7 protein-coding genes and 1 tRNA gene are annotated in these 23372 nt (G+C 58.2%); 7 read left to right on the top strand and 1 reads right to left on the bottom strand.

Going from position 1 to position 23372, the window contains the following annotated elements:
- The 7 genes from VM163_06240 to VM163_06210 form a co-directional block, all read left to right on the top strand.
- Positions 1-331 (top strand): hypothetical protein (locus tag VM163_06240; protein HUT03473.1); only part of this gene is annotated, 331 nt, incomplete at its 5' end.
- Positions 332-341: 10 nt separating this feature from the next.
- Positions 342-800, top strand: a complete 459-nt coding sequence (locus VM163_06235) for a hypothetical protein (GenBank protein HUT03472.1) — start codon at positions 342-344, stop codon at positions 798-800.
- A gap of 99 nt (positions 801-899) precedes the next feature.
- Complete coding sequence (locus tag VM163_06230) at positions 900-1169, top strand: hypothetical protein (GenBank protein ID HUT03471.1); 270 nt, start codon at positions 900-902, stop codon at positions 1167-1169.
- Positions 1170-1179: 10 nt separating this feature from the next.
- On the top strand, positions 1180-2682 hold the full coding sequence (locus tag VM163_06225) for a hypothetical protein (protein ID HUT03470.1): 1503 nt from the start codon (positions 1180-1182) through the stop codon (positions 2680-2682).
- Between the two features lie 112 nt (positions 2683-2794).
- Positions 2795-3535, top strand: coding sequence for a class I SAM-dependent methyltransferase (locus VM163_06220; GenBank protein ID HUT03469.1), 741 nt, complete (start codon positions 2795-2797; stop codon positions 3533-3535).
- A 256-nt stretch (positions 3536-3791) separates the two neighbouring features.
- Positions 3792-4697, top strand: a complete 906-nt coding sequence (locus VM163_06215) for a hypothetical protein (protein ID HUT03468.1) — start codon at positions 3792-3794, stop codon at positions 4695-4697.
- A 148-nt stretch (positions 4698-4845) separates the two neighbouring features.
- A tRNA-Pro gene (locus tag VM163_06210) sits at positions 4846-4919 on the top strand.
- Positions 4920-5270: 351 nt separating this feature from the next.
- Here the strand turns inward: VM163_06210 and VM163_06205 are convergent.
- Complete coding sequence (locus VM163_06205) at positions 5271-23219, bottom strand: PQQ-binding-like beta-propeller repeat protein (protein ID HUT03467.1); 17949 nt, start codon at positions 23217-23219, stop codon at positions 5271-5273.
- Between the last annotated feature and the right edge of the window lie 153 nt (positions 23220-23372).

The following is a 23372-nucleotide window of genomic DNA, read 5'->3' as shown; positions in this document are numbered from 1 at the left end:
AGGGGCGGTTCACAAAGCGAGGCGCGACGGAACGTCAAACCGCCCAGAAACGATGGAGGGCTTTTTGATGAAGGACAAGGAGATCGACAAGATCGCACAGGCAATTGCGGCAAAGCTCGGCGAGCCGGGCGGGCCAGGCGTCCTGGGCTGCGGAGATGCAAGTAGCTCAGAGAACTACAGTTGCGACTACGATTACTCGTGCGACGATTACGAGTGCGGCGGAGCAGGATTCTTCAGGTGCATTAACCTCTTCGAGTGCAACACGGAGTTCGAGTGCTACAGCGACTTCAATTGCTACGCCGGCTTCCACTGCGCCTACCACTACAATTAGGAGGGTGTCAATGAGAAGCACAACCGCGATGCGCGCAGCCCTGGTCGCGCTCAGCTTGGCGCTGTTGGCTCCAGGCGCCTTTGCGGCGACCGTTGGCGCCCTGCCAACCGCCAAGAACGTCGCGAACGTGTTCGGTCTGGACGACGTCTGCACGCCTCAGCTGGGGACGAGCTATCCGGACTTCGTGTTCTGCGCGGGCTCGGGTTGCGCCTGGCCATATATCGTCTTTGGAGGCAGCTACAACCAGTTTGCCTGGGCCGACTGGCAAAACAGCGTGAAGTACTACGCCGTGCAGGTTGACGATCACTCGCGCTGGACGGGCGTTTGGGTGGCCGGCTGGGGCGACGTCAACGACGACAGCGACAACGACGTCTTGATTGGCGACCCGGGAATCGCACCAACAAGGGCGGTTCGTGAACCGCCCCTACGTAACGCAGGTTCGGGCACAAGGACGCATTGTGCAGATTAACAAGAGGTTATTTCACGTAATACAGATGTTATTGTTTAACGTTTCACACAACTGTAGGGGCGGTTCACGAACCGCCCAGAAAGGATGGAGGGTTTTTTGATGAAGGACAAGGACATCAACAAGATTGCAGAGGCAATAGCGGCGAAGATCGGTGCCCCGAGCGGGCCGGTCGTCCTGGGCTGCGGAGACGCAAGCAGCACACAAACCTACAACTGCAGCACCGGCCACAACTGCACCACGTATGAGTGCGGCGGAGCAGCCCAGTACAGATGCAGCTCCGCCTTTCAGTGCAACCGGTTCAACTGCTATACCAACTTCCAGTGCGATTCCGGCGTCTTCGGCGGCTGCGGCTACCGTTACAATGAATAGGAGACGGCCAATGAGAAGCGCAACGGCAATGCGCGCAGCCCTCGCGGCGCTCAGCCTGGCGCTGCTCGCTCCGGGCGCCTTTGGGGCGACCGTTGGCGCCCTGCCAACCGCCAAGAACGTCGCGAACGTGTTCGGTCTGGACGACGTCTGCGCGCCTCAGCTGGGCACGAGCTACCCGGACTTCGTGTTCTGTGCGGGATCGGGCAGTGGCGCCTGGCCATACATCGTCTTCGGCGGGAGCTACAACCAGTTGGCCTGGGCCGACTGGCAAAACAGCGTGAAGCACTACATCGTGCAGGTTGACGATTACTCGATGTGGACGGGCGTGTGGGTAGCCGGGCGAGGGGATTTGAACGGCGACGATAACAACGACGTCTTGATCGGCGACCCGAGGCATCTGAACTTCCCGAACAATGGTGAAGATTGGGCGAACAACATCGGGATATGCTACGCGCTTTATAACGTAGGCGAGCCGGCGTCTGTTGGCGAGTCGACGCTGGACCTCGACGACCCTGGGACGATGGCGACTGTGGCGAGGATAACGGCGGACCAGGTGCAGTCTCGGTTTGGCTGCTGTTCGGAGATAATAGGCGACGTGGACGATGACGGCTATGCGGACATCTTGGTCGGCGAGAGCGGCTGGGGGCCGACGAGCGGGTCGGCCCAGCGCGAGCGTTACGAGTGCGGCCGGGCGTGCCTCTTCTTTGGGAGCGCGAACTTCTCGGACACGGGGACGACGTCTGCCAGCGTGGTGCTTCTGACTGGCGAGGACCGCAACGACCACTTCGGCGCCGCCGTGAGCTCAGCGGGCTTTCTGGACGACAGCCCCATGGCGATGGACCGGTACGGCGACTTCGCCATCGGTGCGCCCTGGTACGACAAGTCGTCCGGCCAGACCGTGACCGAGAACGCAGGCCGCGTGTATGTGTTCTACGGGACGGACGCGGCCATCTCCAGCACGCACGCGACCGACGCGAACGTCATCATCACGGGCGAGACGACGGACAGCTTCTTCGGCTCTGCTATAAGCTGCGGCGACTTTGACGGGGACAACTACGATGACCTCGTAGTCGGGGCGTGCGGTTACGACAACCAGACGGGCCGTGCTTACGTGTTCTTCTCGAGCTCGCTCAGGGCGGACGCGGACGGGTACGTAGATGCTGCGGACGCGGACGTGAAGATAGACGGCTCGGCAGACGGGAACCTGTTTGGCAACGCTGTGAGCACGGCCGGCACGTTCTTTGGTCAGCTCGTGGCCACGGACGCGGTCATAGTCGGCGCCCCGGGCGTTGAGGACACCAAGGGCGCGTTCTACGTCTTCGACATGAGAAGCGCCTCGTCCAGCATGAGCGCCTCGGATGCGGACTACATCTCGACCGGCAGCACGGTCGGGATGCGCGTGGGACTCTCCGTGACCGATCTCGCGGACGTTGACGGGGACATGGACAGCGACGTAGCGGTGCTTGCGAGCGGCGTGTCAAACGGCACGTTGGCCATCCACGACAAGAACTGATACGGTTTGGGCAATGCAAGGGGGCGGTTCGTGAACCGCCCCTACAGAACGGGAGGTTGGGCGCGAATATGACGGTTGCGACAGAAAAGGGCGGTTCGTGAACCGCCCCTACATGGGCAGACACAAGGCCTGCCCCTACGTATCCGGGATTTGTGCCGCGCTGGTAGCTGTTGTGCTGTGCGCCTCGTTTATGGGCTGCGCTCACCGGCCCATGTACAACCCCGATTACATGTCGGCGGCTCAGTTCGATAAGATGGCGCGGACGGTCCTTGCCCCCGTCTATCCGCTGCTGGCGAGGCAGATTCTGCTCGACTACGGGATCACGTTCGGCGACTGCCTCGATGTTGGCGGCGGCGGTGGATACCTCGCGATCGAGCTTGCCCAGCGCTCCGGCATCAATGTTACAGTGCTGGACATTGACCCCGAGGCGATAGAGATCGCGAGGCGCAACATAGAAGAGGCGGGGCTTGAGGACAGGATAGACACGGTTGTTGCTGATGCGGCGAGGATGCCCTTTAAGGACAGCTCGTTCGAGCTGGTGATCAGCCGGGGCTCATTCTTCTTCTGGGAGGACAAGGTCGGCGGCCTTCGAGAGGTCTATCGCGTGCTCAAGCCGGGCGGCATCGGGTTCATCGGCGGCGGCTTCGGTCGAATGCTGCCGAGGAAGGAGCGGGCGAAGATCGTCAGGTCGCTCTGTGCTCAGAATCCCCATTGGCGGGAGCAGCAGACGTCGCGGCTCGAGGCGGCTAAGATACTGGACGAGGCCGGCATCACGAACTACTCGCTCCTGCGCGACGCAGCTCCTGAGCTGCCCTGCCCGTGCGGGCTTTGGGTGGAGATACATAAGCCGTAGTTTTGAGTCTCAAGTTCGGGCCGCCAAGATTCCGATCCTCTGCGTCAGGTTGTCGTTTGCACGTTCGGCCTTTCAGTTCGCAGCAGTCCGCCGAGTCTTCGACGCGACGTCAAGCTGCCGCGTTCTAGAAGGTCGCTCGCATCTTGGACCATTCTGATTTTTCTGGTCGCAGAATTGCTCTTGACTTGACTACTGTCGACCGGTATCTTCACCCACAATTGTGAAGACCTTGTCGGATTCTGAAAAGGAGATAGGCATGAAGCGCATTTCGTTCGCACTTGTATTGCTGTTGGTTACATCTTTGTTCGTCTCGATCGCACTTGCCGAGGAGGAGAGCGAGAAGGCCGTCAAGTTCAAGCTTGGGGTGAAAGGCCTTTACGGGAATTGGGACTTCAATAACAGCGACGTTTGGGCTAAGGGCATAAACGGCACCTACAAGATGAGTTCTGACGTTGGCCCGTTTGGTCCCTTTGCGGAGGTCTCCCTTGCCAAAGACCATATCGGTCTGAGTGCTCATTATCTGCTGGCGCGATTCCGCGGGGACTATCATCTTAGTAACAAGAGATATGCGGATGATTGGTACGAGACTACGGAAAGCGGGACAATGAAGGCAGACAGACAGGACATACAGGTCGTTCTGCGCATGACGCCCTATTGGAAGTATTGCTCGTTGTTGTTCGGCTACCAATGGCTTAAGCATCGTGACTTTGAGCGGAACGGGCACGGCACTTGGACGGAATACTCAGGTGAGTTTGGTGTCCCCGTAGGCGTTCACAAATATGACATAACGACCGAAGAGAATAACAGCATCCATGGCTTTCTTTATGGGATTGGCCTGCAGTCGCCCTCATATTCCGGATTCTACGCCTGGGGGAACGGGATGTTGATGCCCAACATGAACATCAAAATCTCAAGCGATTGGCAAATGCACTATCAAACGCCCGGCGTGGAGGACGATGACGACTCATACAACACATCTGGAAGGCTCAAGAGCTTCAAGACCGAGCTTGGCCTCGCATACGACTGCACCAGCGTTCCGCTCGAGTTCAAGCTGGGCTGGTGGTTCTACAGGTCCAGGCCCGATGAAGAGAAGGCCAAGCTGGCGCCGGTCTTCAATGAGAAACTATCCGGCGTCCAGTTCTCGCTGGGGTATATGTTCTGATAGATGTTTCTCGCCTGAGGGGTCGCTCCCGGGATTGGTGGCGAATCTCCGGCGGACAGGGCGTGTATGTGCCGGGTTCTGTCTTTAATTTGGCCAGCATAGCGAGACTTTCCGAACCTTAGGTTCGCATACCTTGATTTATATCTTCCGGGGCGTGGCGCAGTCAGGTAGCGCACCGGTTTTGGGAACCGGGGGCCGGCGGTTCAAGTCCGCCCGCCCCGAAGCCTTATAGCCGCCTTCCCAACGATTTAACCCCCATAATCCTCCATATCGAGAATTTGCCTATTTGGCTTGATTTACACTCATGTCTTGGCAGGTAAACTGCACACTGAGTGCACACTGGCAGTTTCACATCTCCCGCGAATCTGTCGGTGAGACTCACAATAGCCCGTATAATTCCTAAACAGGATTGTGTTGGCTTGTGGCCTATGGAGTGCCACTATAAGAAAAGGAGGGGGGATGTCTTTATGGGCGTCTGGAGCAATCTAATGCAACGATCATCGGTGGTGGCAGGGGGCATCCCTGGTCTCCGGTCGCAAGATTCGCCGGCACAAGGAAGGCCAGCTGTATGCTCTACGGCGCTATCGTGAACCCCACCACGGATAGATTACTGACATACAGCCCGGTCTGGGTATTCAGGCATGCCGCAAACCAGGCGTATTGGCCGTGAGGCAGTTCAGGCAAGTCGCGGAAGCTGAATATCGGGAAGTCTGTGACTGACTGCCCCACCGGAAGCACCAGATGCGACATCATGGGCTGCATCGATATGCCAAGATTGGGCAGGAACAGAAACGTCCCGTCCGGCATACTCACCGCGCAGTAGAAGTCCATCTCATCGCTCTCTCCCGCATTCTCAGCATCGCACAACAGAGACAAGTCGTCGCCCCGGGAGTATCGTTCCTGATTCGTTGAAAGCGAGAGATTCATGCATTTGGATGTGAACTCGAATGTCAGCTCGGCGACATTACCCACTATCTCGTGCGTTTCAGTCTCGCAGAACCACGACGACCATGTATAGATTCCCTCAGGTAAGTGGCCCATCGGGCCGAACTGGAACACAACCTCGCTGGGCCTATGGATACCCGAATACAGCGAAACGTTCTCTTCCAGTGGCTTGGCTTGGCTTTCGAGATTTGTGCCGGTCCAGAATATCCGCGAGCCGCCCATGGATTGAGGAAGCTCGACCGCTAGATACAGGTCCGCGACAACCGGACCACCGGTGTTCTCATATTCAAGCGATATCTCCATATCGCTGGCGGGGCAGAAGAACGTCAGGTTGCTGCCGATCGCAACAGCGACATTCGGGGCAGCGGCCTCTTCCTGATACAACACGCAGCACTCGCTCGGGTCGGTGATACCTTCGACGCTCTCGACGTTGCCGGAAACGTCGGTAGATATCGTGTAGAAGCAATACGTGCCCTCACCCTCGGAGGGGTCGAACTCGAATGTCCCGCTGTCGCCTGAAAGCGCCAGTTCGCTGTCCGCCCAGTCGGCGTCGTCGAAGCTGTAGTAGAGCCTCGTTGTATCCACGCCCGAGACAACATCATCAGCCGTGAAATGCACAAGGATCGGCAGCGAATCGACCTCGTCAGGGCAGGAACTGCTCGAGACCGGAGCTTCGATATCATACATGCATCGACAGCCTTCGGCGGTATGCGAGCTCGGTGAAGGCGCGATGTTGCCTGCCCGGTCGACGGCCTGAGTATAGAACTCGTATGCTCCTTGACCGTCACCAAGCACGAACTCGAATTCGCCGGACGCCTCTCCCCGAACGAGCTTGGTATTGACCCAGGCGCCAGACTCGAACCGATACCAGAGGAGCGTCCTATCAACGCCGGAGAGAGCATCCACCGAATCGAACTCGACGCTCAATCGATTGGTCTTAGGATACTGTGGGATGTTGCACTGGGAAGAGGGAACAGTGACGTCATAGACGGTTGAACACTTGCACTCGGTCGATGCTGTGGGCGCGTTCTCGGCGTTGCCTGCGCGGTCCTTGCTCTGGGTATAGAAAGAGTATCGACCCTCCCCTCCAGGAAGCGACAGGGATAACTGGCCCGAAAGCTCCCCGGATGACATGCTTGTCTTCAGCCATTCCCCGTCATTGAACCTGTACCAAAGCTCCGTCAGCAAGACGCCGGAACCATCATCGGACGCGGAGAAATCGATTGAGAGGTTACGATCGGATGTGTATCCGGGGCAGCTGGCCTGTGACTCGGGCTTGATTCTGTCGCAAAGCGTCTGAGCCTTGGCGTCCGCCGGAGTCTCCGGCCCTGGCTCTCGGTTCCCGGCGTTGTCGATCGCCTGCGTGTAGAACAGATACCTTTCATTGGGGTTAGAGGGCATGAAATCATAGGTTCCAGACTCGCCCGGAGGCTCGATGCCTGAGTAGTGCCAGTCCTTACCTTCAGGCATGAACCAGAGCCTGGTTTTGCTCACGCCCGAAAGCGCGTCGGAAGCGGTGAAATCTACCCACACTTGAAGCGTTGCGGTAAACTGCGGCACACTGGCCTCAGAAGTAGGAGAAGTTCTGTCGTAGAGCGTCTCGGAAAGCCCCGTCGTGCCCGCCTGCGGCTCTGGCGAACTGTTGCTCGCGGTATCCTCGGCCACTATGTAGAACTCGTAGGCGCCCTCAATATCCTGAACCTCAAATGCGAACTCGCCTGTTGATGTCGTAGCCTGAAGTGCACTATCAGTCCACGAGCCGCCCTCGTGTCTGAACCACAAATGAACCGCCGCTATCTGCGTCGTCAGCTCCGCGACCTCGTAGTGCACTGCGATAGGCAGGCTATTGGCGAATTCGCTCGAGGTGCAGAAAACGACCGATGGCGACACGGTATCATAAGCCGTTGAGCTGTGGGGCTCGGTGGCAGCGTCGGGGTCCGGCGCCTCGTTGTCCGCCGTGTCCTTGGACTGTGCGTAGAAGTCGTACCTTCCCTCTCCGCTGGCCGGAGCGAACTCGAATTGGCCTGAGGATGCCTCAATCGCGCTGCCGGTGTCTGTCCACGGGCCGTCCTCGAATCTATACCAGAGCCTGCAGCGCACAACGGGCGAGAGATTGTCAGAGGTCTCAAACTGGACCGCTATGGGTGCCTGATTGCTAGTCTCAGGGCTAGTGGTTGAGGCTGTCGGTGGTGTTGCGTCATAAACAGTAGTCGAGCAACCTGGCGATTCCTCAGTAGGCTCTGCCTGTCGATTTGCCGCAACATCGACCGCAACCGTTTGGAACGAGTACCTGCCTTCAGAAGACGCGTGAAAGTCAAACGTCCCCGAATCCGCATCCTGCCAATGGCCCGAATCCTCCCAATCGCCCGCTTCGGTCCGATACCACAGTCCGCAGCCAGAGGCGCCGGACAGCCCGTCGCTCACCTCAAACACCACCGGCACAACAGAGACATTTGTATATGCAGGCGACGAACACGACGAGGTCGGCGCGGTTGTGTCATAGATTGTAACGCTGTCGGCCCCATCCGGAATAGATTCCGCGTTGCGAGCCCTGTCTAGCGCTACCGTGCAGAAGCCGTAGGTTCCCTCACCTTCGCTTGGCGTGAAGTCAAACTGGCCGGTTGAGGTCGTCGCCTCAAGCGAGGTCTCGCGCCAATCACCACCATTGAAGGTGCAAAGCAAGCCGACGGTGGCCACGCTGCTCCCCTTTACGCCGTCGTCAGACGTAAAGGCCAACGGGATAGGAGCCGCATTCGTTACCGGCGGCGAGCTGCACGATGAGGACGGCGCTGTTATGTCATAGACAAAGGCACAGTCCGTGTCAGTGGGTGGCGCCTCGGTATTAGCCGCACCGTCGCTGGCGACGGTATAAAACGCATAGATCGCATCCTGGTCAACGGTGCCTGTGAAGTTGAAGGCCCCACTTTGACCCTGGCCGTAGAGGCCAGTCGAGGCAAAATCCGACCCGTCCTGGCTAAAGTAGAGCTCGGTCCTCAGAAGGTTGCTTCCACCCGTGTCGCTGGCCGTGAATTCAACGACCGCCGGGAAGCTGTTGCCCCAGGGTGTGCACGAACAGCAGGAGACCGGACCCGTTAGGTCGATCACGGTTGTGCAATCGCGCTGGCTCGGTGCCTCCTCAGAGTTGCCGGCCTTGTCGAGGCATATCGTATAGAAATCGTATCTACCCTCGCCCGTCTGGGCTGCGAAACTGAAGACCCCGCTCTCACCGGGCCGAGAAAGCCCAGTGTACACCCAGGAGCCGCCATTAAACGAGACCCAAAGCCTTGTTTCAAGAACGCCGCTCGGCCCGTCGTCGTCGGCCTCGAAGGCAATCTCAAACGCAGTCGTTTTGGAGAACTCCGGTGAAGTGCACGATGACCGGGCTGCGATTGGGTCGTAGATGACACTTACGTCGTAGCCCTCGGGTGGAGACTCGACGTTGCCGGCGTTGTCGGTAGCTACAGTGTATATATCGTAGATACCGGGGCCATCTTTGGGGGTGAAATCGAATTGGCCGGCCTCGCCTTCCTCTCGCAAAGCGGCACTGATGAATTCGCCGCCATTGAAGCTATACCACAGCTCAGTCTCCAGAAGCCCCGCATCGCCATCATCACTGGACGCGAAATCGACCACGATGGGAAACGAATTGGCGTATTGCGAAGCCCCGCAAGTGGACCTGGGCACGGACACGTCGAAGACCGTCGTGCTATCCGGCGATTCCGGTGCCGACTCCACATTGCCGACGCCATCGGAGGCGATTGTGTAGAAATCATAAACGCCTTCCGAGTCTGACCCAAACTCGATCGAGCCGGATGTGCCCTCCCCATCGAGGCCCGAGTCGGTCCAGTCACCCTCGTCCAAGCGATACCACAGCCTGACACTTAGCTGGCCCACACCCGCCTCATCATCAGCAATGAAGCCCACGCCAAACAGCGAGGCGTTCGTGACGGTTGGGGAGGTAGCGACCGAACTCGGCGAGCATGTGTCGAACCACGTTGCGCAGGTTGCCTGTGTCGGAGGCGACTCGAGGTTCCCAGCGGTGTCTTTTGCCAATGTATAGAACTCGAATTGACCATCGGTCTCGGGAGCAAATGTGAACGTTCCAGAGCTCATGTCTTGCCTGCTGTCGTAAAGCTCCCAGTCGCCATTGACCTGATACCACAGCTGCACGTCCGTGATGTCGGTAAGGCTATCCTGCGCCTCGAAGGAGACACTGATCGGGGACGAGGCCGTCTGCTCTGGCGCCTCACACGACGAGACAGGCGACGTCCTATCAACGACGGTCTCAGCGTCCGGCTGTGTCGGCGGCTCTTCCGTGTTGTCCAGAATGTCGCGACATACTGTGCAGAATTCAGCGGTTCCTTCTGTCGCTATCTCGACCGCGATGGTGCCGATTGTGCCCTCTTCCCAGATACCCGACTCGAGCCATTGGCCGCCCTGCATCCTAAACCACACCGTCGTGAGAGCAACACCCGAACCGGAATCGGCAGCTGTGAAGTTCACCGCAACGGTTGCGCCGCTGGCATAGTCCGGCGAGGTGCAGTAAGAGGATGGAGCTGTTGTATCCACAAGAATCGAGCAGTCCGGCTCTTCAGGCAGCTCTTCCGTATTCCCAGCTATATCCTGCGAGACTGTGCAGAACGAGTATCTGCCCTCCTCCTCCGCCTCAAACGAATAGCTGCCCGACGCACCAGCGAGCCAATCGCCTGTCGCCTCCCAGTCGGAGCCGCCGAAGCTGTAATATAACCAGGCGCCGTCCACGCCGCTGCCGGCCCCGTCGGATGCGGCAAAGGTGACCTCGATTGTCGTCTGGCTGGCGTACTCATCGCAACTCGCGAGCGATTGGGGCACGGCAGTGTCCAGGAAGATGCTCGCGTCGGCGGTCGATGGCGCATCCTCTAGATTGCCGCTTCTATCCTCCGCAATTGTGTGGAAGCTGTAAGGCCCATCGCCGTCCTCAAAGACAAACGTTATGTTGCCGGAGTTCTCCGTCCCGTGCTCTTCATACGGCACGTAGCCCCCGCCATTGTAACTGTAATAGAGATAGACGAAGGCGACACCGGAAAGGTCGTCCGAGGCCGAGTAACTGACTACGGTCGAGGTCGTGGCGCTGTATTCGTCGCTCTCGCAGTCCGACGCGGGCCGAACCGTGTCGAACGTCGTCCGAGTGTCCGCCTCCTCCGGGGCATCCTCATAAACGCCGGTGTTGCCAACCGCTATCGTGTAGAACTCATACCACCCTTCGCCGTGCGTGAGCGTCAATGAGAAAGAGCCTTGCGTGGCGGACCGCCGCTCCCCAGTATCGGTCCAGTCGGGCGAGTAGCTCTGGCCCTCATCGTCAGAGTAGCGATACCAGAGCTCGACAAAGTCTAGGCCGCTCGTGCCACCGCTGGCCGTGTAGGAAACCGTCAGGCTCGCTGTGTTAACATAGTCATCCGAGGAGGCTAATGATATCGGAACCTGGTCATCAAACGTCGCAGCGCAATCCGCGTCGGCCGGCGGCTCCTCGACGTTTCCGGCGTTGTCATCTGCAATGGAGTAGAACTCGTAGAAGCCGTTTCCATAAGTTGTCGCGTCAAAGTAGAAGTGGCCGGATGTGCCCGACTGGGATTGGCCGGAGTCTGTCCAGTCCGGGTCCCAAGTCTCGTCGTCTGCCGAGAATCTGAACCAAAGGTCCGTTGACGCGACGCCGCTTGTGCCATCGCTGGCCCAGAAGCTCACCTTGATCGGGGATGAGTTGGCCTTGCCCGGTGTTGTAACGTAGGAGCTCGGCGCCGTGGTGTCGTATTTGGTCTCGCAATCGGCGCCTGCCGGGGGCATCTCCTCATTTGAGACCGTATCTTCACAAATAGTGTAGAATCCGTATATGCCATCTGAGCCCGGCGAGAACGTGAAACTGCCAGATTCGCCGCTTTTTTGCTGGTTGGTATCCGTCCAATCTCCACCATCGAACTGATACCACAGGGCGGTCTCGTGGACCCCGCAGCCCTGACCGTCCGAGGCGGTGAACGTGACAATGATTGGGGACTGCCTCGTCACGGAGATTGAGTCTGCTTCAGATGACGGCGCAGAGGTGTCGAACCTGGTTGCCGCGTCCGGGTCTGGTGGGAACTCTTCGACGTTTCCAACTGTGTCCTCAGCGACCGTGCAGAACTCGTAGAGGCCGTTGCCTTCGGGGAACGTGAACTCGAAGTGGCCGGAGGTCTCCTCAGAATACAGGCCACTCTCCGTCCACTCCCCGCCCAGTCTGTAGTATAGATAGACCGCATCGATACCCGCAAACGTATCCTCGGCAGTGAACGTGATCTCAACGCTATCCTCCGAGGTGCAGCCTGTCTCCGACTCGCAGGAGGATGAGGGAGCTTCCGGGTCATAGTTGGCCGAGCAGTCGGCCTCAGATGGAGCCTTCTCTCTTGAAGCCTGCTCACTCACGCCGATCGTGTAGAACTCGTAGAGGCCCTCTCCCTCGCCGGGTCCAAAACTGATCTCCCCCTCGGTCTCCTCGCCTGTTTCACCGGAGAAAGTCCAGTTGGGAGACCACTCATGCCCGTCCTCCGACCAATACCTGAACCAAAGCTCCACCTCGTCCAGCCCCTCGCTGCCGGGCTTCGCCAAGTACTCAACGCTTATCGTCGCGCCGCTTGCCCACTCGGGACAGTCGCAGGTGGTTATGGGAACGCGGTCATCGAATTCCGTCGCGTCGTCCGCCTCCCCCGGCGGGTCCTCGACGTTCCCCGCAGCGTCCAAACAGATCGTGTAGAACTCGTAGAGACCATTTCCGGACGATGGCGTAAACTCAAGCGTTCCCGATTCGTCTTCTGCCGAGATGCCAGAATCGGTCCAGTCGGGAGACCACGTCTCGCCTTCGTCATCGGAGAACCTGAACCAAAGGACAGTTGATGCAACGCCGCAGCCTTCGCCATCGGACGATTCGAATGTTACCGATATCGGTGACGAGTTGACATACTCAGGCACGGTGCAGGCGGACGCCGGTTCAGCCGTGTCGTACCTGCTGGTTGTGTCGGCCTCATCCGGCGGGTCCTCTACATTGCCGGCCTCATCCAGTGACAACGTGTAGAACTGATAGGTCCCGTCCTCGTCAGGCTCGAAATACAACACACCCGAATCCCCGCTCTCGGATACGCCGCTGTCAGTCCACTCGCCACCCTCGAAGCAATACAAAAGCGCCGTTGACGCAACGCCGGAGCCATCGTCCGACGCAGTGAACTCCACCGGAATCGGGCTTTCGCTGGTGCAGTCGGGGGCGCTACAGCTGGATTGGGGCGCGGTCGTGTCCAGCAGAGTCGAGTCGTCCGCCTCGCCCGGTGCTTCCTCGCGATTTTCCGCGTTATCCACACAGACCGTGTAGAACTCGTACGTGCCGTCGGATGACGCGGTGAGGTTGAAGGAGCCTGCGCTGCCCGTCTTGTATTGCCCGGAATAGGAGAAGCTGCCGCCCTCGAACGCATACCAGAGCTCGGTCTTCTGGACGCCCGAGCCGCCGCTATTGTCCGACGCCGTGAACGTGACGATAATTGGCGATGAGTTAGCCATGTCAGGGGAGCTCGCCTCGGATGAGGGTTTGACCGTATCATAGACAATGTCGCAGTCCGCCGATGAAGGCGGTGACTCCTCCCGTCCGGCGTTATCCGTGGCGATGGTGTAGAAGTAGTAACGCCCCTCCCCAAGCTCGCAGGTGTAGCTGAAGGTCCCGGCCGCGCCCGATTTGGTCTCTCCTGTGTATGTCCAGCCGCTGCTTTCAAACTTGTGCCATAGAGCAACGGTATCGACGCCCGAGCCAGCATCCGAGGCCCCGTAGGAGATAGTGGTCGTGGCTTCGTTGGTGTAGTCTTGGCACGAGCAGCTTGAGGTTGGCGGCTTGGTGTCATAAACCGTCGAGTCGTCAGGCGTCCCGGGCAATGATTCCCGGTTCTGAGCATAATCAATCGCCCTGGAACCGAAGTAGTAGGTCCCGTCAGCCGACGGCGAGAACTCAAACGTTCCCGATTCGCCGGACTCGTCAAGACCGGAGTCTGTCCAACTAGCAGAACCACGCTTATACCAAAGGGCAGTCTCTTGAAGGCCACTGCCGCCTGAGTCACTTGCCGTGAAGTCCACCTCTATGGGGCTAGAATACGCATACGTGGGCGATGTGACCTCTGACGCCGGCCTCGTCTTGTCGTATATCGTCGAATCATCGGCCCCAGAAGGCGGCGCCTCCTCGTTACTGGCGTTGTCCGTAGCAATTGTATAGAAGTAGTACGTGCCCTCATCGGTGAGGTTGAAGTCGAAGCTGCCCGATGCGCTGCTGGACTGCTTGCCCGAATCCTCCCAGCTGCCATCCTCAAACTTGGACCAGAGCCTAACTTTCTGGATGCCGGTTCCCGAATCCGAGGCGCTGAAATCGACGGACATCGGCGTCGATTTGGCGTAAGTGGGCGTCTCGCAGCTCGACGAGGGGTCAGTAATGTCGTATTCGCACTGGCAATCGGCGCTGGACGGCGGGTTCTCCTCGTTGCCCAGCTCGTCCGTTGATATGCTATGGAAATAGTACGTGCCCTCGCCAGAGAAACTGAAGACGAAAGAACCCGATTCGCCCGACTCTGACTGACTCGAATCCTGCCACGAGCCACTCTCATACTTGTACCACAGCGCTGTGGACGCCACGCCGCTGCCCTCGCCATCGCTAGAGGCAAAGTCGATGGTTACGGAGGCCTCGTTCGTAACGGACTCGCAGTCCGCCGAGGAGACGGGAGGCGCTGTGTCGTAGAGCGTCGAGTCGTCGAACGTCCCGGGCGGGTCCTCCTCGTTGCCGGCGTTGTCTGAGGCAATGGTATAGAAATAATAGACGCCGTCGGCGCCCGGCTCGAACGAGAATGCACCAGCCTCTCCGCTCTCTACGAGCCCAGAATCGGTCCATGAGCCGTCGTCCAGCTCGTACCAAAGGACCGTCTTATCCACGCCACTGCCATCCCCATCAGACGATGTAAAGGAGACCTCGATCGGAGATTCGCTCCGGCTTTCGGGCGCCTCGCATGAGGAGCTCGGGCTGCTGACGTCGTAAAGGGTGGAATCGTCCGGGTCTTCGGGCGCGTCCTCGGAGTTTCCGACGTTGTCCGTGGCGATGGTATAGAAGTAGTAGGTACCCTCGCCCGACTCCGGTGTGAAGACAATTGTCCCCTCCGTGCCTTCTTCGGAGAGTCCGGAGTACTCGAAATCACCCTCCTCGTATTTGAACCAGAGCCTGGTGTAGGCCAGACCCCTGCCGCCATCGTTGTCAGAGGCCGTGAACGCTATCTCGATATCGCCCGTCGCGTATTGCGGCGAGGAGCATTCGGAGGTCGGCTTCATGGTGTCAACCGTAGGTCCGGAGAAATCGCCCTCTTCGGGGTGGCGATCATCCGCGCCCCACGTATCCTCAGCGGTGAAATAGAAGTCATGTGTCCCCTCCGATAGGCCGCCTGTCTCGTATTTGTAAGTCCCGTCGGCAGCATCGCCATCTGTGAGCGTCATCGAGTGTTGCTCTTCGTCCACCAGGGCCAGAATCTCGTCAGGCTCGTCGCCGTCCTGGTCATAATAATGCACAGAGAAAGCGAACAATGTTGACTCGGAACCGTATTCAGGCGAGACGGCTCCGGCCGAGAGAACAGGATCGTAGGATACAATTGGCCCATCAATGGCGCCCGACTCGGGATACCGAGCCGTGCCGCCAAGTGGGTCCTCGGTCGTGAAGTAGAACTCGTGGCTTCCGGAAGAAAGCGTGCTCAGAGTTGAGTACGTCCCATCGGCAGGGTCGCCCGAAGAGAACGAAAGATCAACCGCGGCGTCATCGATCACAACCTGTATCGAGTTTGGCGACTCACCTTCATCATCATAATAATGGACTGAGAACTCGAATTCCGTCTCGCCGTTGCCGTGATCGGGATTAACGTCACCGTTGGAAAGCTCCGGGTCGATATTGACTGAAGGTCCATCGTAGCTGCCTGATTCGGGTTCCCTGTCTTTGCCACCCGGTGTATCCTCGAACTCGAAGTAGTAGGTGTGTGACCCGCCCGAGAGCGTGGTGGCGTAGGAGTAAATCCCGCTCGCGGAACTGCCCGATTCGAGCGTCATCTCATGGGGCGAATCGTCGATATAGACGTATGGGTAGAGCGGGTCGTCCCCGTCCTCATCGTAGTAGTTGACCCTGTATGTGAACTCTGTCTCGCCACCGCCATTTCCCGGCGTAACGTAGCCGTTGGCTAGCTCGGGGTCAAAGTTGACGTCCGGACCATCGTACTCTCCGCTTGCGGGGAGCCTGTCGCTCCCACCATCGCCGTCAGAGAAGATGAAGTGGTATTCATGCTGCCCTCCCGATAACGTGGTTGTGTATATATAGGCGCCGTCTGAAGCGTCCCCTGAATCGAGGCTCATCGCGTGGACCGCACCGCCGATCAGGACGTTCTTGGCAGCAGGGGCGTCACCGTCGGCATCGTAGTAATGAACTGTGTATTCAAACTCGGTGTCGGTGTCCCCTGAAGAAGGCGAGACGGAACCACCCGACAGCGTCGGGTTAGTGTTCTTCCTGACGCTCAGCTCGTAGCTGCCGCCCGTCTCCGAGTCGTAAGGGAATACGCGGACATAATACGTCGCGGCCGTGGCAGGGACAAAGACTATCAACGAGCCGTGTCCCTCGCCACTCTCATCGTCGCTGTCTATTAACGAGGAGCAATCCGACTGATAGAGCTCCATTACCGTATCGCAATCTTCGCCCAGATTGCTTGTCTCTATCGTGTATTTTGCCTCTGCATCCGCGTCGAAGGAGACCCAGTCTTCGTCCTCGGAGGGGACGAGCGTTCTCTCCTGCGCCTGCCCGGTTGTGGCTATCGTGCCTGCTGAGGCGCAAGCGTCGTCCGGCTCGTGGTCATCGCCTACCCTCGGTCCTTCGTAATCGCCAGAGGAAGGCAGCCTGGCCCTGTCCCCGTCTCCATCGTCGAAGAAGAAGTAGTAATCGTGCCTGCCCTCTGACAGCGTAGTCTCGTACTCATACCACCCGTCCCCCGGACCGCCGTCTGAAAGCGCCATCGAGTGCGCGGCGCCATCGACGATGACCGAGGCGGTCGGGGGCGCGTTGCCGTCGGCGTCGTAATACCTAACGCTATAGGCGAACGTGGTGCTGACGCCGGCGAATGTCGGGTCAACCGCCCCATCCGAGAGCGTCGGGACATAGTTCACTTCCGGCCCGTCATTATCACCTGAAGCCGGCAGCCGATCGCTACTGCCGTTACCATCCTCGAAGTAGAAGCAGTAGTAGTGTGACCCTTGGCTGAGCTGCGTCGTGTAGGTATAGACGCCATCGGCGGGGTTACCGGAGTCAAGCGTCATCGTCTTGGGAGCGCCGTCTATGTGAACAACCTTCTCACTCGGGGTATCCTGGTCGGCATCGTAGTAATGGACGGAGTACTCAAAGACCGTGGCAGATGTGCCTGATTCGGGATCGACCGTGCCGTCCGAGAGCACTGGGTTACAATTGACGTCGGGGCCGTCGTAAGTGCCCGATTCGGGGAGTCTGTCAGAGCCGTCCGCAGTCTCCGCGTAGAAATAAAAGCCGTGCGCCCCCTCAGAGAGATAAATGCTGTACTCGTAGGCGCCATCCCAGGCATCGCCGCTCTCAAGCGTGAGACCGTACGACTCGCCGTCTATATAAACGAGTATCGAGGTCGGTGCGTTGTCATCGCCATCGAAGAAGTCAACGCTATACGTGAACAGCGTCGAGGTTGTTCCAGAGTCGGGATCGACGCCGCCGTCCGACAGTTCAGGGTCGTAGCTGACGTCAGGGCCATCGTAACTTCCTGAGGCGGGCAACCGGTCCGAGCCGCCGCTTTCGTCCTCAAAAGAGAAGTAGTAGTCGTGGCTGCCGGAATTAAGCGTGGTCTGATACGCGTAGGTCCCGTCGTGGGCGTCGCCAGAATCGAGCGTCATCTCGAACGGTTCGTCATCTACATGGACCAGCTTCTCGGCCGGGGCCTCGCCGTCGGCATCATAATAATCGACCGAATAAGTAAACGTCGTTGACGGACTGCCAGATTCGGGGCTGACAGAGCCGTTGGAGAGTTCTGGGGCGGTGTTGCCGAGGCAGATGAGCTTATCGCCTAGATACCCGGTCCCAAAGATGATCTGGCCCCCCTCGGTGAGGCACGGCGTGCAGTCGATGTTCTCGCCAGCATCGTAGCTCCATTTCAACGTGCCGTTGCTATTGATGGCGAATAGCTTGTGGTTCCTCGCCCCGAAATATATGACGCCGTCGTTGTCAATGGTCGGGGAGCTCCACACCGTCCCGTCGTACTCGAAGTCGTATGACCACCGGAGATTCCCATCGCTTTCTACGGCAAACAAGTATCCTGCTTGATTGGTCACATAAACAGTCCCGTCCTCCCCAATGGCTGTCGAGCATCTGTCGAGGGAGCTTCCGGTCTCGAAAGACCACATAAGATACCCCATATAATCGATGGCAAAGAGGCGCCCTTGACTGCCCGTCTCACCGATATAGACACGCTGATCATCCGAAACCGTCGGCGCTGCCTCGAAGTTTGACCCTTGGAATGTGCGCGACCACTCGACGTTACCTTCATTATCCAATCGGTTGACCCGGCCGTCATATGTCGCGATCACAACGCCCCCACTGTGCGTAATCGCCGGCGCCTGATAGACCAAGCCACTATAAACGTAAGTCCAAAGCAACGTCCCATCACTCTCCAACGCATAGAGCTTCCCGTCCCAGCTGGCGAAATAGACCCGGCCACAATCGGTGACCTTCGGAGAGGCGTGGACCCAATCCCCCGCCTGGTAGCTCCACCGAAAGCTCCCACTGGAGTCAAACGAATAGAGGCGGTTGTCATTGCAGCCGGCATAGACGTTGCCATCGTTATCAACCACAGGGGTCGCGTGGATACCATCGTAGCAATCGTACGTCCAGTTGAGAGAACCGTCGCTGTTGAAGGCCCAGAGCTTGTTCTGTGTGTTGCTACCGACATAGATCGAGCCATCGAGCCCCAAAACTGGAGAGGACAACAGCTCCCCCGTCCCATCGTACGACCACTTGAACTCCGGAGAGGCCGGGCCACGATACTCGCTCCTGCCCTGGTTGGCCCCACTGTTCTGATAGCTGGGCCAGGGCCCTCTATTACCTTCTGAAACCTCGGGCCCGTCGAACGTGCCGGCCTCAGGTGAGCGATAGGTGGCCCCATTGTCATTCTCGAACCAGAAGTAATAGTCGTGCCTGCCCTCAGATAGCTTCTCGTGGTAGCGGAATATCCCGTTGTGGGCGCTGCCGTACTCGATGTGCATCTCGTGGGGGTCGCCGTTAGTATAGACCAACGCCTCGACCGCGTCATAACCATAGACGTTGAAATACTTGACTTCGTAGGCGAACTTAGTCTCGGTTGTCCCGCAGTCGGGAAGAACCTGGGGATCGGAGAGGCCCTCATCGTAGTTGGTGAAGCAGCGCAGGATGCCGTCCCAGCTGGTTAGATAAAGGTTGCAGTACGAGTCGTGGGACGGGGACCCCGTCACCCACTCCCCAGTCTCGTATGACCACTTTAGCGACCCGTCTGGGTGCAAGGCGAGTATTTCACCCCTGTAGCCGGGCTTATTGCTGCCGATGTATATATCACCGAACTTGTCCACGAATGGGCTGCCCTGGACGGAATTAGTGGTTTGATATGTCCACTTAAACGAGCCGTCCGAGTTGAGGGCAAATATTTTGGCTGCCTCGACCCCGAAGTATATCGTGCCGTCGGTCGCCAGAGCGGGAGACGAGAAGGTCGGCGAGCCGGTGTTATATGACCACTTGAAACTCCCATCGGACTCAAGGGCATAGAACTTCTGGTCGTTTGAACCAAAGTATATATTGCCTTCATCGTCTATTGAGGGCGAAGGGTCGATCAGGCCGCCGGTCTGATAGCTCCATTTGAACGAACCATCTGATTCTAACGCATAGAGCTTGTTATCGTGGCAGCCGAAACAGATCACGTCATCCTCGCCAAGCGCCGGAGAAGAGACGATGCTCCCTCCAACGTCGTAGCTCCAGAGAAGGTCGCCGGCGGACGATATCGCATAGAACTTGTATGGGCTTTCCCCGCCGAGGTATATGCTCCCGTCAGCACCTATCACGGGTGAGCAGATCTCGTGCGTATCCCCCATGTGGTAGCTCCACTGCACCTCGCCGTCAACCGTGATCGCGTACAGATAGGAGCGGGATGTGGGGAAATATAGGATACCATCGTTTGAAAGCGCTGCCGAGGCGTTTATTCTGCAAGGGTCAAGGTCAAACGTCCAGCGAATCTCGCCAGCTGAGTTGAGCGAGTAGAACTTGGTCGGGTCCCCGTTCTGAGAGCCAAAATATATATTCCCATCGTAGTCAACCGTCGGGGTTGTCATGTTGATCGGGTCAACCTCTGAGTAGTCGAACGTCCACTTGATGAGCGGCGTCAGTGGACCCTCAAAGTCAGTGCAGCTCGTGTGCTTCCTGTCGTGCCTGAACATCGGCCACGGGTGGGGTGAGCCCTCACTCACGTAAGGACCGTCGTAAGTGCCCTCTTCCGGCAACCTGTAGCTCTCGCCTGACGTGTCCTCGAAATAGAAGTAGAAATTGTGGTCACCCTCATCAAGCTTCGTCGTGTACTTATACGTGCCGTAGTTAGGGTCGCCCGACTCAAGCGTCATCTCGTGCCCTGCGTCATCGTCGATATGGACCTTTGCGACGGTCGGGTCGTAGCCATAGTCGTTGCAGTAATAGACGCGGTACTTGAAGTTGGTGTCGGTGCTACCCGACGTCGGCGTGACGCGGCCGTCCGAAAGGCCCCCGGAGGTCTTATCGAACTTGAAGAGCAAACCGTCCGAGTTCCCAACCAGAAGGCTCCCGTCGGCACCTATCGCACACGAGGCGCTGACGTCGGCGCCCATGTTGTATGACCAGATGATCTCACCGCCGGGCGAGAAACAGTAGAGTTTGCTGTCGAGGGAGCCGGCATAGACCCGGCCGGCCTGATCCAGCGCGGGCGAACCCTCCCAAAGCCCTCCGCCGTTGAAGGTCCAGTTCAGCACCGCATCGGTATTTATTGCGTAGAACTTCTCGTCCGACGAGCCGACATAAACCACGCCCAGGTTCTCGTCAACGGCGGGGCTTCCGTAAAGCGTTGTCTCCTTGCCCCCGAGGGAGAAGCTCCAGTCGAGTGAGCCATCCGAATCGAGCACGTACAGGTATCCATCGTCGCAGCTGAAGTAGATGTCACCGGTGCTGTCAATCGAGGGGCTAGACCTGACGGGCTGACCGCAGTAATATGACCATTTGGCCGAACCGTCGCTGTCGAGGCAGTAGAGGTACCCATCCTCTCTCCCGAAATAGACGTTACCAGCCTCATCGATAGCCGGAGAGCCGTCTATTTCACATTCGGTGTAGAAGCTCCACTTCAGCGTGCCGTCTGAATTTATTGCCCAGAGGTGAGCGTCTTGCAGCGTCCCCATGTATATTGTGCCGTCATTGCCGTCTATATTGGGCGAGCAACGGCCCACCGAGGCCTCAACATCGTATGACCAAAGCACGTCGCCCTCTGATGAGAAGGCATAGAGGTACTCGTCGTCCGAACCGACGTAGATGTTGCCGTAGCCTGATACGGCCGGGGAACTCGTTACGCTGTCGCCTGTTTCATAGCTCCATTGAGGTGATCCGGATGAGTCCAAACAGTAAAAGTAGCCGTCCTCGCAGCCAAAGTAGTAGTAAGAATCGGCGTCAATCGCGACCGAGGATGAAATAGCCTCGCTGCCGGTGCTGTAACTCCAGGCCGGTTCACAGCTTACAGGCCCATAATACTCAGACAGCGACGAATGAGGCATGTCATGCTTGAACATCGGCCATGGCCCTGCCGCTTCGTCCGATACTTCCGGGCCATCATACGCACCAGTCTCTGGGAGCCTGTATTCGTTGGCCTTCTCGTCAGTGAAGTGGAAGTAGTAGTGGTGACTCCCCTCGGCGAGCTTCGTGGTGAACGCATAAACGCCGCAGTATGCAAAGCCGTCGTCAAGCGTCATCTCGTGCGATTCGCCGTCGATATAGACGAGAGCCTCATCGGGGGCGTAGTGTGTGTAGCTACAGTACTTGACCGTGTAAATGAAATCGGTATCGCTTGTCCCTCTGGTTGGCGCAACTTGGCCGTCAGAAAGGCCCGAATCGTAGTTGCCAACGGCAACCAGACTGCCGTCTTCGAGGCCCAGGAGAAGAACCCCCTCGCTGTCGAGGGCCAGGGGCGAGGTGATGCTGCCGCCCAGGTCGATCTGCCACCGCTCAGAACCGTCGCTGATGTCAACCACAGCCAGATAGCCGTCCTCACAAGCAAGAACCGCCACGCCGTCCCGGTCGATTATGGCGGAGATAGCCTTGCCTTCTACATCGTATGTCCACCTCAGCGTCCCGTCGGACTCGATGGCGTAAAACGCACCCTCCTCGGTCCCGACAACGAATGTGCAATTGCAATCGGCCGCTCCCGATGATTTTATCGGACTGTCCGTATCATAGTACCATTCGACCGAACCGGTAGAGTCGAGGCAATAGACCGTTCCCTCCCAGTTCCCGAATGCGATGTTCCCACTCTGCAGCACCGTAGGCGCGACGTTGATTGCGGCGCCGGAGTCGAACGACCAGACGAGATCGCCATCGGCAGACACCGCGTAGCATTTCTGGTCCCTGCTGCTGAACAGGACCGTGCCATCCTCCGTGAGGCTGGGCGTGGAGTCGATCTTGTCATCGGCCTCAAAGCTCCAGAGGAAGCCTCCGGAAGAATCGACCGAGTAGAGTTTGTTACTTGTTGCAGAGCAGAAATAGACCTCATCTTCCGGTCCAGTGGCAGGCCCGCTGTTTGAGATGTCACCGCCCGAGTCGAACGACCACAGAAGCGTCCCCGATGATGCCAAGCAATAGAGATTATCGTCCCAGCTGCCAAAGACGATCTCGTCGTCGCTGTTCAGTGCTGCGGGGCTGTCTATCCTCCCCTTCGTCTCGAACGTCCATAGAAGCGCCCCGGACGAATCGAGACAATAAAGCAAGTTGTGTTCATAGTCGCCAAAACAGACCTCATTGCCGGAAGATATGACCGGAGCGGAACGAATCTGACCTTGCGCCTCAAATGACCATCTTATCTCTGGTGCAAGCGGAGCAAGATAAGGGGACCAGCCAGTTCTCTGGTTATCGAATTGGAAGGTTGGCCATATCCCAAATGACGGCCCGTAGTAGTAGCCTGACGATGGAAGACGGCATTTGCCGCCGCCTGTGTCCTCGAAATAGAAGTAATAGGTGTGGGCACCCTCTGAGAGGCTCGTCTCAAAACTGTAGGTGCCATCGAACGCCTCGCCGGATGCAAGCGACATCTCATGTGTCGCATCATCAATATAGACGCACTTTACCGCCGGCGCTTCGCTCTCCTGGTCATAATAGTCAACATAATACGTGAAGTCTGTATCCTCGTTGCCGGACGGTGGGTCAACATATCCGTGCGAAAGCTCCGGATCGTAGCTGACCGACGGGCCATCATACTCACCGCTCACCGGCAATCTGTCCGAGGCGCCTCTTTCGTCGTCACACTCAAAGTGGTAATCGTGCCCACCTCCGGAAAGCGTCGTTGTGTACGTATATCTCCCGTCAGCGGCGTCGCCAGAATCCAGAGTCAGCCCGTGTGACTCGCCAGCTATGAGGACCTC

This window comes from bacterium, from assembly GCA_035527515.1.
In the GTDB taxonomy this organism is placed as follows: domain Bacteria; phylum B130-G9; class B130-G9; order B130-G9; family B130-G9; genus B130-G9.
This window is presented reverse-complemented; position numbering and strand designations above follow the sequence as displayed.